The sequence below is a fragment of the Streptomyces sp. 4F14 genome (assembly GCF_048159485.1).
In the GTDB taxonomy this organism is placed as follows: Bacteria; Actinomycetota; Actinomycetes; order Streptomycetales; family Streptomycetaceae; genus Streptomyces.
On record NZ_JBLRVY010000002.1, the window covers coordinates 193,473 to 208,421 of the forward strand.

Annotated in this window: 16 protein-coding genes; 7 read left to right on the top strand and 9 right to left on the bottom strand. The window is 70.4% G+C overall.

All coding sequences use genetic code 11. The features are described from left to right. Position 1: 1 nt before the first annotated feature. Positions 2-586: a hypothetical protein gene (locus ACLZOT_RS03165; RefSeq protein WP_416967129.1), complete on the bottom strand. Its 585-nt coding sequence runs from the start codon at positions 584-586 to the stop codon at positions 2-4. Further along, entirely contained in the window at positions 579-1,364 is a 786-nt protein-coding gene (locus tag ACLZOT_RS03170) for an alpha/beta hydrolase (protein ID WP_416967130.1), read from the bottom strand. The genes ACLZOT_RS03165 and ACLZOT_RS03170 overlap by 8 nt, the downstream gene beginning before the upstream one ends. A 154-nt stretch (positions 1,365-1,518) precedes the next feature. On the opposite strand from ACLZOT_RS03170, the gene ACLZOT_RS03175 reads away from it, so the two are divergent. From ACLZOT_RS03175 to ACLZOT_RS03190, 4 genes are read left to right on the top strand one after another with little or no spacing between them, the layout of a single operon-like run. Beyond that, complete coding sequence (locus tag ACLZOT_RS03175) at positions 1,519-2,271, top strand: lysophospholipid acyltransferase family protein (RefSeq protein WP_416967131.1); 753 nt, start codon at positions 1,519-1,521, stop codon at positions 2,269-2,271. A 36-nt stretch (positions 2,272-2,307) separates the two neighbouring features. Continuing rightward, complete coding sequence (gene macS, locus ACLZOT_RS03180; RefSeq protein WP_416967132.1) at positions 2,308-3,507, top strand: MacS family sensor histidine kinase; 1,200 nt, start codon at positions 2,308-2,310, stop codon at positions 3,505-3,507. Then, entirely contained in the window at positions 3,504-4,172 is a 669-nt protein-coding gene (locus ACLZOT_RS03185; RefSeq protein WP_416967133.1) for a response regulator, read from the top strand. Before macS ends, ACLZOT_RS03185 begins: the two co-directional genes overlap by 4 nt. 53 nt (positions 4,173-4,225) lie before the next feature. Then, entirely contained in the window at positions 4,226-5,254 is a 1,029-nt protein-coding gene (locus tag ACLZOT_RS03190; RefSeq protein WP_416967134.1) for a 6-phosphofructokinase, read from the top strand. On the opposite strand, the gene ACLZOT_RS03195 is transcribed toward ACLZOT_RS03190, so the two are convergent. Further along, positions 5,251-7,077, bottom strand: coding sequence for an anthranilate synthase family protein (locus ACLZOT_RS03195; protein ID WP_416967135.1), 1,827 nt, complete (start codon positions 7,075-7,077; stop codon positions 5,251-5,253). The genes ACLZOT_RS03190 and ACLZOT_RS03195 overlap by 4 nt on opposite strands. Before the next feature lie 96 nt (positions 7,078-7,173). After that, positions 7,174-7,230, bottom strand: a complete 57-nt coding sequence (locus tag ACLZOT_RS03200) for a trp operon leader peptide (RefSeq protein WP_416967425.1) — start codon at positions 7,228-7,230, stop codon at positions 7,174-7,176. Positions 7,231-7,325: 95 nt separating this feature from the next. On the opposite strand from ACLZOT_RS03200, the gene ACLZOT_RS03205 reads away from it, so the two are divergent. Together ACLZOT_RS03205 and ACLZOT_RS03210 are read left to right on the top strand one after the other, a co-directional pair. Continuing rightward, positions 7,326-8,681, top strand: coding sequence for a class II 3-deoxy-7-phosphoheptulonate synthase (locus tag ACLZOT_RS03205; protein ID WP_416967136.1), 1,356 nt, complete (start codon positions 7,326-7,328; stop codon positions 8,679-8,681). 124 nt (positions 8,682-8,805) lie between these two features. Next, positions 8,806-9,027: a (2Fe-2S)-binding protein gene (locus tag ACLZOT_RS03210; RefSeq protein ID WP_416967137.1), complete on the top strand. Its 222-nt coding sequence runs from the start codon at positions 8,806-8,808 to the stop codon at positions 9,025-9,027. Here the strand turns inward: ACLZOT_RS03210 and bfr are convergent. Continuing rightward, positions 9,024-9,503: a bacterioferritin gene (bfr, locus tag ACLZOT_RS03215; protein WP_416967138.1), complete on the bottom strand. Its 480-nt coding sequence runs from the start codon at positions 9,501-9,503 to the stop codon at positions 9,024-9,026. The genes ACLZOT_RS03210 and bfr overlap by 4 nt on opposite strands. Positions 9,504-9,677: 174 nt before the next feature. Here bfr and ACLZOT_RS03220 point away from each other — a divergent pair, with 174 nt between their 5' ends. Then, positions 9,678-10,310 (top strand): sulfite oxidase-like oxidoreductase, encoded by a 633-nt coding sequence (locus ACLZOT_RS03220; protein ID WP_416967139.1) that lies wholly within the window; start codon positions 9,678-9,680, stop codon positions 10,308-10,310. Between the two features lie 3 nt (positions 10,311-10,313). Here ACLZOT_RS03220 and ACLZOT_RS03225 read toward each other — a convergent pair whose 3' ends face one another. The 4 genes from ACLZOT_RS03225 to ACLZOT_RS03240 form a co-directional block, all read right to left on the bottom strand. Continuing rightward, on the bottom strand, positions 10,314-10,787 hold the full coding sequence (locus ACLZOT_RS03225) for a DUF4396 domain-containing protein (RefSeq protein ID WP_416967140.1): 474 nt from the start codon (positions 10,785-10,787) through the stop codon (positions 10,314-10,316). Between the two features lie 73 nt (positions 10,788-10,860). After that, positions 10,861-11,727 (bottom strand): deoxyribonuclease IV, encoded by an 867-nt coding sequence (locus ACLZOT_RS03230; RefSeq protein WP_416967141.1) that lies wholly within the window; start codon positions 11,725-11,727, stop codon positions 10,861-10,863. Positions 11,728-11,801: 74 nt separating this feature from the next. Then, entirely contained in the window at positions 11,802-13,724 is a 1,923-nt protein-coding gene (pknB, locus tag ACLZOT_RS03235; protein WP_416967142.1) for a Stk1 family PASTA domain-containing Ser/Thr kinase, read from the bottom strand. A 430-nt stretch (positions 13,725-14,154) separates the two neighbouring features. Next, positions 14,155-14,949 (bottom strand): thiazole synthase, encoded by a 795-nt coding sequence (locus ACLZOT_RS03240; protein ID WP_416967143.1) that lies wholly within the window; start codon positions 14,947-14,949, stop codon positions 14,155-14,157.

Here is a 14,949-nt window from a genome sequence, read left to right on the forward strand (position 1 = left end):
GCTAGACGACCGCACCCCGCCCGGGATCGTCGTCCCCCTCCTCGTCCGTCCGCATCCGCATCACCAGCGTCGCGAACCCCCCGAGGAAGCCCCCGATGCCGACCGTCGCGAGCCACCACGTCATGTCCCACCCGAGGAGCACGGCGAGCAGCAGCAGGATCGGCCCCCCGACGACACCGAGCCACGCGAACTTCGCGGTCGCGTCGGCCTCGGGCAGCGGCGGCGGCTCGGGGGGCACGAAGTGCCCTTCGTCGTCCTCGCCGAGGTCGTCGTCGCTGGGCTCGGCCGGCGAGTAGTCGCGCGGCCCGACGCCGGGCGCGAACGTCACGGAACCGCCGAGCGGCTTGTCGGCCGGCGGTTCGGCGGCCGGCTTCTCCTCGGCCTCGGCAGCCGGCGCGTCGTCGTTGGTCTGCGCCTCAAGGAGCGCCAGGTCCTCCACCGACTTGAAGGGCTTCGCGCCCGGCGGATCCTTGGGCTCGTCCCCGTACCCGGCGACGATGGCCGCCCACGCGGCCTCCTCGTCGAACGGGACGTTCTGCTCCTCCCGCTCCGCGTTGTCCTCGCGGTCGGAGTCGTGCTCAGCCACCTGCCGTCGTCCCTTCCTCAGCGACACCCCTGTCGGCCACGAGCCGGTCGATGAACGCGATGCTCTCCTCGACGACACGGTCCGCGTCGTGGTCCAACGTCGCGACGTGGTAGCTCTGTTCCAGCACCAGCTCGCGTACGTCCAACGACGAGATCCGGCTCAGGATCCGCGCGGAGTCCGCCGACGGGACCACATGGTCCTGGGCCGAGCGCAGCAGCAGCACCGGCTGGGTCACCTGCGGCAGCTCGCCGTCCAGCTTGCGCAGCGCGCCGCGCAGGGAGTGCGCGCAGTGCAGCGGCACCCGGTCGTACCCGACCTCCTCGACGCCCTCCTTCGCGATGTCGCTGGCGATGCCGGGGGTCGTACGGATCAGGTGCCGGGCCACCGGAAGGGCGTACGCGGCGAGGCCGTGCACCTTGTTCGCCGGGTTGACGACGATGACGCCGGTGATGTCCGCGCCGTGCTTCGCGGCGAGGCGCAGGGCGAGGGCGCCGCCCATGGAGAGGCCGGCGACGAACACCGTCGTACAGCGCTCGCGCAGGACGCGCAGGGCACGGTCCACCTCGGCGTACCAGTCGGGCCAGGCGGTGAGCGCCATGTCCTCCCAGCGCGTGCCGTGTCCGGGCAGGAGCGGCAGCGAGACCGTGAGGCCGTGTTCCGCGAGGCGCTCCGCCCAGGGGCGCAGGGACTGCGGGGAACCGGTGAAGCCGTGGCAGAGCAGGACACCGACCTCTCCGCCCTCGTGGCGGAACGGCTCTGCTCCGGGAAGGACCGGCACTTCGGTCTCCTCTTGTTCTCAAAGGGCGCGGGACGTGTGGTTCACCGTACGCGACCGCACTGACACCGACCAGGGCCGTCGGCCTGTTCCGCACCGGCCCGGGTTAAGGTCTGTTCGACACGAAACAGGAGGCACTCGGTTGTTGTACGGCGCGATGAAGGTCGCTATCGGGGGACCGCTGAAGGTCACCTTCAGGCCCTGGGTGGAGGGCCTGGAGAACATCCCCGCCGAGGGGCCCGCGATCCTGGCGAGCAACCACCTCTCGTTCTCCGACTCGTTCTTCCTGCCGGCGGTCCTGGACCGCAAGGTGACGTTCATCGCGAAGGCCGAGTACTTCACCACCCCGGGCGTGAAGGGCCGGCTCACCGCCGCGTTCTTCAAGGGCGTCGGCCAGCTCCCCGTGGACCGCTCGGGCGCGCGCGGCGCCGGTGAGGCGGCGATCAGGAGCGGCATCGAGGTGCTGGAGCGAGGCGAGCTGTTCGGGATCTACCCCGAGGGCACCCGCTCGCCCGACGGCCGCCTCTACCGGGGCAAGCCCGGCGGTCTCGCCCGCGTCGCCCTCGCGACCGGCGCCCCCGTCATCCCCGTCGCGATGATCGACACGGAGAAGATCCAGCCGCCCGGCCAGGTCATGCCCAAGCTGATGCGCCCCGGCATCCGCATCGGCAAGCCCCTCGACTTCAGCCGCTACGACGGTATGGAGCAGGACCGCTTCATCCTGCGCGCGATGACCGACGAGGTCATGTACGAGATCATGAAGCTCTCCGGCCAGGAGTACGTCGACATCTACGCCACCGCCGCCAAGCGCCAGCTCACCGAGGCCGCGAAGGCCGAGAAGGCCGCCAGGGCGGCGCTCGCGCAGGCCGAGAAGGACCAGGCCAAGAAGGAGAAGGCCGAAGAGGCTTAAGGTCTTTTCAGGTCTTTTCCCAGGGGGGTGGGGGACATGCCCAAGCGAGAACGCGTCATGCGCATGTCGGTCGAGCAGCCGCTGTGGCGTGCGCTGACCGGCTACCGCGTCCTGACCATGCTGTACGCGATCGGCCTGTTCATCAGCGCCTACGACGACTTCGACCGCCCGGTCGTCGCCTTCGTCTACTTCCCGCTGCTGTTCATATGGACGCTCGCGACGATCCCCCGCGTCGCGAGCGCCGCCAACTGCACGAAACGCTTCCTCGCCGCCGACCTCACCATCGCCGTCGTCGGCATCCTCCTCACCCCCCTCGCCGTCACCGACGAGCGCATCACCTCCGGCGGCCCCACCCTGCCGTCGATCTGGACGGCCGGCTCGGTCCTCGCGTTCGCCATCAAGGGCGGCTGGCGCTGGGCGGCCTTCGCCTCCACGCCGGTCGCGATCGCCAACCTCATCCAGCGCGGGGCGCCCGCCCGCGACACCGTCCACAACGTGATCCTCGTCTGGGTCGCCTCCATCGCCATCGGGTACGTCGTCGAGGTCGCCCGCGCCTCCGAGCGCACCCTCGCCCGCGCCCTGGAGATCGAGGCGGCGACCCGTGAACGCGAGCGCCTCGCGCGGGACATCCACGACAGCGTCCTCCAGGTCCTGGCGATGGTGCAGCGCAGGGGCGCGGTGATCGGCGGGGAGGCCGCCGAGCTGGGCCGGATGGCCGGTGAGCAGGAGGTCGCGCTGCGCACCCTGGTCTCCGGCGGGCTCGCCCCCGTCTCCCACGTGTCGGAGGACTTCGCCGAGGGCGCCGTCGTACGCCTCGTCGACGAACCCGACCCCGGCGGCCCCGTCGATCTGCGGCCCCTGCTCGCCCCGTACGCCGCCGCCCGCGTCAACCTCGCCGAACCCGGCGCCCCGGTCGAACTGCCCCCGGCCGCCGCGCGGGAACTCGCCGCCGCCGTCGGTGCCGCCCTGGACAATGTGCGCAGGCACGCCGGTGACGACGCGCACGCCTGGATCCTCGTCGAGGACGAGCCGGACGAGGTCATCGTCACCGTCCGCGACGACGGGCCCGGCATCCCCGAAGGACGCCTCGCGCAGGCCGAGGGGGAGGGGCGGCTCGGCGTCGCCCAGTCCATCCGGGGCCGGCTGCGCGACCTCGGCGGACGCGCCGAACTGATCTCCACGCCCGGACAGGGCACCGAAGTCGAACTGACGGTCCCGAAGAAGGGCAGGACATGAGCGGCATCAAGGTGATGGTGGTCGACGACCACCCCATGTGGCGCGACGCCGTCGCCCGGGACCTCGCCGAGAACGGCTTCGACGTCGTCGCCACCGCCGGGGACGGCGACCAGGCCGTACGCCGCGCCAAGGCCGCCGTCCCCGACGTCCTCGTCCTCGACCTCAACCTCCCCGCCAAACCCGGCGTCCAGGTCTGCAAGGAGGTCGTCGCCGCGAACCCCGCGCTGCGGGTCCTCGTGCTGTCCGCGAGCGGGGAGCACGCGGACGTCCTGGAGGCCGTGAAGTCCGGCGCCACCGGCTACCTGCTGAAATCGGCGTCCACGGAGGAGCTGCTGGACGCCGTGCGGCGTATGGCCGTCGGGGACCCCGTCTTCACGCCGGGCCTCGCCGGGCTCGTCCTCGGCGAGTACCGCCGCCTCGCCTCCGACCCCGCGCCCGCCTCCGGCAGCGCCGACCAGCCCGACGCGCCCCGGCTCACCGACCGCGAGACCGAGGTGCTGCGCCTCGTCGCCAAGGGCCTCAGCTACAAGCAGATCGCCGAACGCCTCGTCATATCCCACCGCACGGTCCAGAACCACGTACAGAACACCCTCGGCAAGCTCCAGCTCCACAACCGGGTCGAACTCGTCCGGTACGCGATCGAGCGGGGTCTCGACGACGAGTGAACCGCGCGCGAGACTGACACCTCGTCAGGTCGGTAGGGCGAAGGGACTTGTCCATGCGCGTCGGAGTACTGACCGGAGGCGGGGACTGCCCCGGCCTCAACGCCGTCATCAGGGCGGTCGTCCGCAAAGGCGTCCAGGAGTACGGCCATGAGTTCACCGGGTTCCGCGACGGCTGGCGCGGACCGATGGACGGCCGCGCCACCCCGCTCGACATCCCCGCCGTACGCGGCATCCTCCCGCGCGGTGGCACCATCCTCGGTTCCTCCCGCACGAACCCCTACCGGGAGGAGGGCGGGGTCGAACGCATCAGGGCGACGCTCTCCGCGCAGGGCGTCGACGCGCTGATCGTCATCGGCGGCGAGGACACCCTCGGCGTCGCCGCGAAACTCTCCGACGAGGAGGGCATCCCCTGCGTCGGCGTCCCCAAGACCATCGACAACGACCTCTCCGCCACGGACTACACCTTCGGCTTCGACACGGCCGTCGGCATAGCCACCGAGGCCATCGACCGCCTCCACACCACCGCCGAGTCCCACATGCGGGTGCTGGTGGTCGAGGTCATGGGCCGGCACGCGGGCTGGATCGCCCTCCACTCGGGCCTCGCCGGCGGCGCCAACGCCATCCTCATCCCCGAGCAGCGCTTCGACGTCGACCAGGTCTGCGCCTGGGTGACCTCCCGCTTCCGCGCCTCCTACGCGCCGATCGTGGTCGTCGCCGAAGGGGCGATGCCGAAGGACGGCGACCTGGTCCTCAAGGACGAGTCCCTGGACTCGTTCGGACACGTCCGCCTGTCGGGCGTGGGGGAGTGGCTGGCCAAACAGATCGAGAAACGCACCGGCAAAGAGGCCCGCACGACCGTCCTCGGCCACGTCCAGCGCGGCGGCACCCCGAGCGCCTTCGACCGCTGGCTCGCCACCCGCTTCGGCCTCCACGCGATCGACGCCGTCCACGAGGGCGACCACGGGGTGATGGTCGCCCTACGGGGAACGGACATCGTCAGGGTCCCGCTGGCGGCGGCGACGGAACGCCTGAAGACGGTGGACCCGAAGCTGTACGAGGAGGTCGGGGTCTTCTTCGGCTAGCCCACCGGCCTCACCGCCCCCAGCAACTCCCGCACGATCTCCGCCCCGTTGATCGTCAGGACCGATTCCGGATGGAACTGCACCCCCGCGAAACCGGGCCCCCGCAGCGCGTGCACCTCCCCGTTCTCCGCCCGGCTCACCTCGACCCCGTCGATCTCCTTCCCGCACCGCGCCACGAAGCTGTTGTAGAACCCGACCGTCTCCGCCCTCCCGAACAGGTCGATCTCCACCTGGGCCCCCTGGAACGGCACCTCCTTGCGCACGATCCCCATGCCCAGCTCGGCGGCGATGAGCTCGTGTCCGAGGCAGACGCCCAGGACTCCGTGCCGGTGTCCGCGCAGCAACTCGGCGGCCAGCTCCCGCAGGAACCGCATCTTCGGATCGGCGAGGTCGGACGGGTCGCCGGGTCCGGGGCCCAGCACGACGGGTCCCGGGTGGGCGAGGACGGCGGCACGCAGGCCGGGTTCGTCGTAGCGACGCACGGTCACCTCGAACCCGCCCGTGCGGAGCACATGCGCCAGCATCGCCGTGAAGGTGTCCTCCCCGTCGACGACGAGCGCATGTCCGGCCGATGTCGCCGACGGCTCCTGCATCCGGAGCCAGAAGGGCGCCAACGACCCCCGCCGCGAATCCAGCGCGGCCCGCACCCGGGGATCGTCGGACAGACGCGGGCGCCCCTGTTCCGAACGCGGCCGGGACGGACGTACCCCCAGAGCCGCCAGCACACCGGCCGCCTTCGCGTGCGTCTCCGCCACCTCGCCCGCCGGGTCGGACCCGCGCACGAGGGTCGCCCCGACGGACACCTTCAGCCGCCCCTCGGCGGAGATGTCGGCCGTACGGATCAGGATCGGCGAGTCCAGGGTCTGCGCGCCCCCGGCGTCCCGGCCGAGCAGGGCCAGCGCGCCCGCGTAGTAGCCGCGCCCCCCGGACTCGTGCCGCTCGATGACCCGGCAGGCGTTCTGCACGGGCGAGCCGGTGACGGTCGCCGCGAACAGGGTCTCGCGCAGCACGTCCCGTACGTCGAGGGAGGACTTCCCCCGCAACTCGTACTCCGTGTGCGCGAGATGGGCCATCTCCTTCAGCCGGGGCCCGATCACCACCCCGCCCATGTCCCCGACCGTGCACATCATCTTCAGCTCCTCGTCGACGACCATCGACAGCTCCTCGATCTCCTTGCCGTCGGCGAGGAAGTCCAGGAGGTGTTCCGGCGTCGGCCCCTCGGCGGGATAGCGGTACGTCCCGCTGATCGGGTTCATGACGACCGTCCCGCCGGACATCCGCACGTGCACCTCGGGGGACGCCCCGACGAGGGTCCGCTCGCCGGTGTGGACGACGAACGTCCAGTACGCGCCCCGCTCGCCTTCGAGGAGCCGCCGGAAGAGCGCGAGGGCGTCCGCGCGTCCGAAACCCTCGATCTCGCCCTCGTACGTCCGCCGGATCACGAAGTTGGCACCCTCCCCGCTGCCGATCTCGTCGCGCAGGACGCGGCCGACGATCTCGCCGTACTCCTCGTCGTCGACGTCGAAACGGCCGCCGGTCACCCGGACGTCGTGGGACGGGAGCTGCGCCAGGGCCTCGTCGAGGGTGAGGACGTGGGTCTCCTCCGGGAGCAGCACGGTCAGCGGGGTGCCGTCGTCGCGGACGTCGAAACCGCGCTCGCGGATCTGGCGGAACGGGATCAGAGCGAGGCCCTCGTCGGGGAGGCCGGCGAGGCGGTCGTACACCTCGGTCCGGCCGATGAGCAGTTCGACGGTGTCGGCGTCGTGGCCGGGTGTGCGGCGGCGCAGGAGCGCGAAGGGGCGGGAGTCGTGCAGGAGGTCCATGGATGGGGTCTCTCTGTCGTCGTGAGAGACGGCTCCGGGAATCCCTGGAACGACGAAGGCCGCCTCTCGGAGGCGGCCTGTGGATGTACGCGCAGATCAGCGGGCCGCCGGGGGAGCGGTCCACCACCAGTTCTGAAGGGAGTACGCGAACATGCGGCGTACCCTACAGCACACCTTTGCCGCTTACCGGTGTCTCACCTTTCGAGCCGTGCGAAAACCGGTCGACTCGACCCCGTAGTGTTGGGCCCGTGACCGTGAACGCTGATTCCCAAGCCGTCGCCGCGCTGGCGACCTGGCGCGACCTGCCCGCGGCGCAGCAGCCCGAGTACCCCGACACCGAGGCTCTGCGCAAGGTCGTCGAGGAGCTCGAGTCGTATCCGCCGCTCGTCTTCGCGGGCGAGTGCGACCAGCTGCGGGGCCGGATGGCGGCCGTCGCCAAGGGGGAGGCGTTCCTTCTCCAGGGCGGCGACTGCGCCGAGGCGTTCGACGCCGTGGGCGCCGATCAGATCCGCGCCAAGCTGAAGACGCTGCTCCAGATGGGCGCCGTGCTGACGTACGCCGCCTCGGTGCCGGTCGTGAAGGTCGGCCGGATCGCCGGCCAGTACTCCAAGCCGCGCTCCAAGCCGACCGAGACCCGCGACGGCGTGACCCTGCCGACGTACCGGGGCGACTCGGTCAACGGCTTCGACTTCACCGAAGAGGCCCGGATCCCGGACCCCGAGCGGCTGAAGCGGATGTACAACGCCTCCGCGTCCACGCTGAACCTGGTGCGCGCCTTCACCACCGGCGGCTACGCCGACCTGCGCCAGGTGCACGCCTGGAACCAGGACTTCGTGAAGTCCTCGCCGTCCGGCCAGCGCTACGAGCAGCTCGCGCGCGAGATCGACAACGCCCTGAACTTCATGCGGGCCTGCGGGACCGACCCGGAGGAGTTCAAGACGGTCGAGTTCTACTCGTCCCACGAGGCGCTGCTCCTGGACTACGAGTCGGCGCTGACCCGCGTCGACTCCCGCACCGGTTCGCTGTACGACGTCTCCGCGCACATGGTGTGGATCGGTGAGCGCACCCGCCAACTGGACCACGCGCACATCGAGTTCGCGTCGAAGATCCGCAACCCGATCGGCATCAAGCTCGGTCCGACGACCACGGCCGAGGAGGCGCTCCAGTACATCGAGCGCCTCGACCCCGACCGCGAGCCGGGCCGGCTGACGTTCGTCGTCCGCATGGGCGCCGACAAGGTCCGCGACAAGCTCCCCGAGCTGGTCGAGAAGGTCACCGCGGCCGGTGCGGTGGTGGCCTGGGTGACCGACCCGATGCACGGCAACACCTTCGAGGCGGCCTCCGGCCACAAGACCCGCCGCTTCGACGACGTGCTCGACGAGGTCAAGGGCTTCTTCGAGGTCCACAAGGGCCTCGGCACCCACCCGGGCGGCATCCACGTCGAGCTGACCGGCGACGACGTCACGGAGTGCGTGGGCGGCGGCGACGAGATCTTCGTCGACGACCTCCACCAGCGGTACGAGACGGCCTGCGACCCGCGGCTCAACCGCAGCCAGTCGCTGGACCTCGCGTTCCTCGTCGCGGAGATGTACCGCGACCAGTAATTCCCGGAGGACATGCCTTGGGGCGCGGATCACATGAGATCCGCGCCCCTTCGCACTTTTGCGGCACCTGTCCGCCGGGTAAGGTTAGGTTCACCTAATCGTTCTGGGCGGGAGGTGAATCCGCGTGTACGTGTGCAGCTGCTTCGGCGTGACCGAGGCACAGGTCCTGCGGCACGCGGGTGACGGCGCCTGTACGCCCCGCCAGATCGCCTCCGCCTGCAAGGCCGGTACGGACTGCGGCTCGTGCGTCCGCCGGATTCAGGCGATCCTCGGCCGGGGGGCCTGCAAGACGGCGGTGACGCGGCTGGAGTCGGTGGAGCCGGTCTCTCTGGAAGAGGCCGCCTAGCTTTCCGGCTGTTCGATCAGCTGCGCGATGTAGAGCGCCTCGCCGAGCTTCTCGACCAGTTCGAGCTGGGTGTCGAGGTAGTCGATGTGGTGCTCCTCGTCCTCCAGGATCGATTCGAAGATGTTCGCCGAGGTGACGTCGCCCTTCTCGCGCATCACCTTGATGCCGCGCTTCAGGCGGTCGATCGCCTCGACCTCGATCATGCGGTCCGCCTCGAACATCTCCTTCACGGTCTGGCCGATCCGGACATGGAACAGGCGCTGGTAGTTCGGCAGGCCGTCCAGGAAAAGGATCCGGTCGGTCAGCACCTCGGCGTGCTTCATCTCGTCGAACGACTCGTGCCGGGTGTACTTCGCGAGCTTCGTCCAGCCGAAGTTCTCCTGCATCTTCGCGTGCAGGAAGTACTGGTTGATCGCCGTCAGCTCACCCGTGAGCTGCTCGTTGAGGAATTCGATGACTTCCGGGTCGCCCTGCATCGCCAAGGCTCCTTCCGTACGGGATCTGTGGGGGATCAATGGGGGGAGGACGCGGCCGATGATGGCACTGGTACGGAAGATCGTCCAGTAAGTGCTGGCTTAGTAAGTAAGGGCATGCTTAGTTCGAATTGCCCCGATTTTCGGGTTCGTATTTGTATCTGTCAGGATGGAGCCATGGGTCGTCCGGTGGAGCGGGAAACAGGAGAGAGCGGACCGTCCGAGCTTCCGCCGGGGCAGCGACTCCAACGCGGCTGGCCGGTCACGCACTACGGCCCCGTCCCCAAGTTCCGCCCCGAACGCTGGGACTTCCGGGTCTTCGGCGCCACCGCCGACGGCGAGAAACACGCCTGGAGCCACGAGGAGTTCGCGGCCCTGCCGTACGCGAGCGTCGTCGCCGACCTGCATTGCGTCACCAAATTCAGCATGCTCGGCGCGGAATGGGGCGGCGTTCCGGCGAGCGCGGTCCTCTCGCTCGCGCCGCCCGCCCCCGAGGTCACCCATGTGATGGTCTGGGCCGAATACGGCTACAGCGCCAACCTCCGGCTCGCCGACTTCACCGACCCCCGCACCCTCTTCGCCAGCCACAAGGACGGTGAACTCCTCACCGCCGAACACGGATTTCCGCTGCGCCTCGTCGTCCCCCACCTCTATGCCTGGAAAGGGCCCAAGTGGGTGCGCGGCATCGAGTACATGACCGCCGACCGGCGCGGATTCTGGGAGGAACGCGGATATCACAACGTCGGCGACCCCTGGCGCGAGCAGCGGTACTCGTACCAGGAGACGCCGGGGGAGGGGCCGGAACTCTGAGGCTCAGTGGTGGTGCTGGTGGACCACCGCGTGGCCTTTTCCGCGCCCGATCATCCACTTGTTCACCGGCACGGTGACGACGAACGCGATCACCAGCGAGATCGCGAGCGAACCCCAGAACAGGAGATCCGCGAGTTCGGCGTCCATCGCGTCCGGCCACAACGCGATCACCCCGTTGTCGATGAGTTCCATCACGGCGATCGACAGCGTGTCCGCGGCCAGCGCCACCCGAACGGCCGCCTTCAGCCCGAGCCCGCTCCTGAGCACCCCGCGCAGGGTGAACGAGTACCCGAAGAGGAACGCGAGCACGATCGCGAGAACGGTCGTCGCCAGATTTCCCCACCCGGCCGCCGTACCGATCACCATCCCGAGCACTTCGCCGACGGCGCATCCGGTGAGGCAGTGCAGGGTGGCCTGGATCGCGACGGCCCAGGTGGCGGGGGCGGGGTGATGGTGTGCGTGCGCCTCGTGCTGCATGGGGGCTCCCGGGGTCGGGGACGGGACCTGCACCGGGCGGAACCCTATACCCCCTAGGGGTATTCCCCCAGGGTCAGTCGTCCCGCAGTTTCTTCAGCCGCTCCACGTCCGCCGCGTGACCCTCCTTGCCGCCGGGGGTCTCGATGATCAGGGGGACGTCCTTGGTCGCCGGGTGCGTCATCAGGGCGCGGAAAGGGTCCTCGCCGATGTGGCCGGAGCCGATGTTCTCGTGGCGGTCCTTGTGGGCGCCCACGACGTCCTTCGAGTCGTTGGCGTGGATCAGCTTCAGCCGGCCCTCGCCGACCGTGTCGACCAGGAGGTCCAGGGTCTGGTGCATGCCGGTCGGGCCGGTCAGGTCGTGGCCCGCGGCGAAGATGTGGCAGGTGTCCAGGCAGACGCCGAGCTTCGGATGGGCGTCCAGGGCGTCGAAGTAGGGGCCGAAGTCCCAGGTGCGGGAGCAGAGGGACGAGCCCTGTCCCGCCGTCGACTCAAGGAGCAGGAACGGGTCGTCGTCGTGCGTCAGCTCGTCCAGCAGCGGCAGCATGTGCTCCCTGACCTGGCCCAGCGCCACCTTCCGCTCCCGGCCGCCGGTCGCGCTTCCCGTGTGTACGACGACGCCGAGCGCCCCGATCTCCCGGGCCCGCCGCAGCGAGTGCCGCAGCGACTCCACCGACTTCTCGACGGTCGCCTCGGTGTGGGAGCCGAAGTTGATGAGATACGGCGCGTGCACGTACGCCGGGATGCTCCGCTCCGCGCACGCTTCCCGGAACGCCTCGTCCTGACGGGGGTTCCCCGCCGGCGTCGCCCACCCGCGCGGGTTCGCGACGAAGACCTGCACGGTCTCGGCGGCCAGCTCCTGGGCGTACGAGAGGCCGACGGAGTGCAGGCCACCGGCTACGGGGACGTGGCCGCCTACGGGGTTACGGGAGGGGAAGTTCACGCATCCAGGGTGTCACGCGGGGCGGGGGGTGTTGCACCGGGTGCTTGCCTGCCGCCGACGCCTCGCCCCGCTGGTCACCGGATGGTGATCGTGATCGTCGACCCCTTCGCCGCCGTGTCCCCCGCGTCCACCGACTGGTCCTTCACCGTGTCCCCGAACAGGCCCAGCAGCCCCCGGTCCTCCTTGACCTTGAACCCGGACTGTTCGAGCAGCTTCTTCGCGTCGTCGACGCTCGATCCGACGACGTCCGGGACCTCGACCATCTCCGGGCCCTTGGACAGCGTCAGCGTCACCGTGTCGCCCCCGGCGGCCTCGCCGCCCGCGCCGGGCGACTGCTCGGCGACCTTGCCCTTGTCCAGCTCGGAGTTGACCTGAGTGGAGGAGAACGCGACCTTCAGCCCGGCCCCCTCCAGCGCCGCCGTCGCCGCGTCGAGGTCCTGGCCGGTGACGTCCGGGATCTCGACGGCCGCGCCCTTGCTGACGACGAGGGCGACGGCGGAACCGGCACGCCGGGACGTGCCGACGGCCGGCGTCGTACGGATGACCGTGCCCTTGGCGACGGAGCCGTCGAACTCGCTGGTCACGACGCCCGGTTCGAGCCCGGCGGCGGTGAGGCCCTTGAGCGCCTCGGCCTGCGTGAGGCCCGTCACGTCCGGGACGCGGACCGTCTGCGGGCCGTCCGAGACGGTGAGGGTCACCGAGTCGTTCTTGCGGATACGGGCGCCCGGGGCCGGGTCCGTGCTGATGACCGTGCCGCGCTTCACCGTGTCGCTGTACGCGTGCTTCACGTCGCCGACGCCGAGGCCCGCGTCGTCCAGCCGGTCCTTCGCGACCGCCTCGGTCTGCGTGAGGACCGCGGGGACGTGCGTGAACTGTCCCGAGTTGATGTACCAGACGCCCGTGCCGACCCCGAGGAGCAGCAGGACGCCGGCCACGAGCGCGACGACGCCCCGCCGGCGCCGTACCGCGCCGCGCCTCGGCGGGAGCGGGGGTGCCTCGAAGCGGGACGTGTGCTGGACGTCGTCCTCGTTCACCGGGTTCGCCGGCAGGAGGCGCGGGACCGTCAGCGACCTCGGGATGACGCTCGTGCGGTCCTGCGCGATGTCGTGCTCCGACGCCGTCGACTGCGGCGGCACCGCGTCCAGCTGCTCCTCGCTCAGCGCGGCGCGCGCGGTGCGGGCCAGGCCCAGCAGCTCCACCGCGTCGTTCGGCCGCACGTCCGGGGTGCGGGCCGTCGCCGACGCGACCAGCTCGTCCAGTTCGTACGCCAGGCCCGGTACGGCCGCCGAGGGCGGCGGGACGTCGTCGTGCAGGTGCTTGTACAGGACGATCGCCGCGGACTCGCCCTCGTGCGGCTGGGCGCCGGTCAGCATCTCGTACAGCATCACCCCGCACGCGTACACGTCCACGCGGGCGTCCGCCGTGCCCTTCTCCGTCTGCTCCGGGGCGAGGTACGCCACCGTCCCGAGCACGCCGCCCGTGCTCTCGGTGACCGTCCCCACGGAGCGGACCAGGCCGAAGTCCGCGACCTTGACCCGGCCGTCGTCCCCTATCAGCACGTTCTCCGGCTTCATGTCCCGGTGCACGAACCCCGCGCGATGCGCCGCCCCCAGCGCGGCGAGCACCGGCTCCAGGATGTCCAGCGCGGCCCGCGGCTGCAGCGCGCCCCGCTCCCGCAGCACATCCCGCAACGTGCACCCCGCGACGTACTCCATCGCCAGGTACACGTACCCCCCGTCAGCACCCTGATCGAAAACCTGCACCACATTCGGATGCGCCAGCCGAGCAACCGACTTGGCTTCCCTGATGAACCGCTCGACGAACACACCGTCCGCCGCCAGCGCCGGATGCATCACCTTCACCGCCAGCACCCGGTCCAGCCGCATGTCCACGGCCCTGTAGACCGTAGCCATCCCGCCAACCGCGATCCGCGCATCGACGCGATAACGCCCATCGAGCACCTGCCCGACGAGAGGGTCCTGAAGGGTCGTATCCACGCCCCCGAGTCTACGAGCCCCCACTGACACCGAGATCCGCCCGGCCCCGACGGGAACAGCCTTGTGACGCCCCACGCACGACTTTCCCGGAACGGAGGGTTCCGGGAGTGGCGGGGATCACGGGGACGGCAGGCAGGAAGACCGCCGGGTGGCCGTTGGCCGGAAGGCCGCTGCCGGGTGGCCCCGGCCGGAAGGCCGCCGGGTAGCCCCTGGACGGAAAGCCGCAGTGTGGCTCCCGGTCGGAAGGCCGCAGTGTGACCCCTGGCCGGAAGGCCGCAGTGTGGCTCCGGTCGGATAGCCGCAGTGTGACCCCCGGCCGGAAGGCCGCCGGGTCGCCCCCGGTCGGAAAGCCGCCGGCGGCGCGAAGCCCCACGGGAGGCGTCCACCCCTCGATCGACTGGAAACGGGTGGTGCGTGGGTGGGGAAAGGATCAAAAAGCCGGACGCTCAGGGTCGAACGCGGCCAAGCCCTCCGCAGGAGACGACGCCTCGGCGAAGTACCTCCGAGGAATCCGCCCCGCCAGCCGAGCCGACCTCCCCGCCTCGACAGCGGAGCGCATCGCCGACGCCATCAGTTCGGGATCCTGCGCCCGGGTCACCGCGGACGCCAGCATCACCCCCGCACACCCCAGCTCCATGGCGAAGGCGACATCGGACGCCGTACCGGCCCCCGCGTCCAGAATCACCGGCACCCGCGCCTGCTCGACGATCAACTGGAAGTTGTGGGGATTCCGGATCCCGAGCCCGGACCCGATCGGCGACCCCAACGGCATGACCGCGGCACACCCCACATCCTCCAGCTTGCGCGCGAGCACGGGATCGTCGTTGGTGTAGGGCAGCACGGTGAACCCGTCGTCGACGAGCACCTCCGCCGCCTCCAGCAGCTCGACGGGATCAGGCAACAACGTCCGCTCATCGGCGATCACTTCGAGCTTGACGAGCGACGTCCCGAGCGCCTCCCGCGCGAGCCGGGCGGTCAGAACGGCCTCCCCCGCGGTGAAACAGCCGGCCGTATTGGGCAACACCCGCACCCCGAGCCGATCAAGAACGGACAGAACCGATCCCTGCACGGAAGGGTTGACCCGCCGCATGGCGACAGTGGTCAGCTCGGTCCCGGACGCGACCAGCGCCCGTTCCAGGACGTCGAGACTGGCCGCACCCCCGGTCCCCATGATCAGCCGGGAGGAGTACGCCGTACCCCCGAGCAGAAACGGATCATCAGCCAT